Origin of the sequence: Mycobacterium sp. 1245852.3 (assembly GCF_001669335.1) — a bacterium.
GTDB lineage: Bacteria > Actinomycetota > Actinomycetes > Mycobacteriales > Mycobacteriaceae > Mycobacterium > Mycobacterium europaeum_A.
Window position 1 is genome coordinate 1 of sequence record NZ_LZLL01000207.1, and the last position, 657, is coordinate 657.

Genomic DNA, 657 nt, shown 5'->3' on the forward strand with positions numbered 1-657 from the left:
CGGCGGCACCGCGCTGATCACCGGCGGGACCGGCATGGCCGGTTCGGCGGTGGCACGGCATCTCGTCGAGCGGCACCGGGTGCCCCACGTGATGCTGGTCAGCCGCAGCGGTGACCGCGCCGACGGCATGACCGAGCTGGCCGCCGAACTGCGCGACGCGGGAGCGTCGGTGTCGGTGGTCGCCTGTGACGTCGGAGACCGGGCGGCCGTCGCGGCCCTGGTGGCGCAGGTTCCCGCGCGCTACCCGTTGCGGTCGGTGTTCCACGCCGCGGGCGTGCTCGACGACGCGGTGATCGCCTCCCTGACGGCGGCGCGCATGGACACCGTGCTGCGGGCCAAGGTCGACGGGGCCTGGCACCTGCACGAGCTGACCCGGGACCTGGATCTGTCGGCGTTCGTGGCGTTTTCGTCGATGGCGGGCATCGTGGGCGCCCCTGGCCAAGGGAACTACGCGGCGGCCAACAACTTCCTCGACGCGCTGGCGGCGCATCGCCACGCTCACGGGCTACCCGGACTCTCGGTCGCCTGGGGAATGTGGGAGGAATCCTCCGCGATGACCCAACACCTCGGCGAGCGCGACAAGGCCAGGATGAGCCGCGCCGGGCTGAGCGCGTTGACCACCCGGCAAGCGCTGGAACTGCTGGACGCCGCGTTGCT

General features: G+C 72.5%; 1 protein-coding gene. It reads left to right on the forward strand.

Annotation, left to right across the window (positions count from 1 at the left end; translation table 11 throughout):
- A partial coding sequence (locus A9W96_RS09530; protein WP_156765174.1) for a beta-ketoacyl reductase occupies positions 1–657 on the forward strand: 657 nt, incomplete at both ends.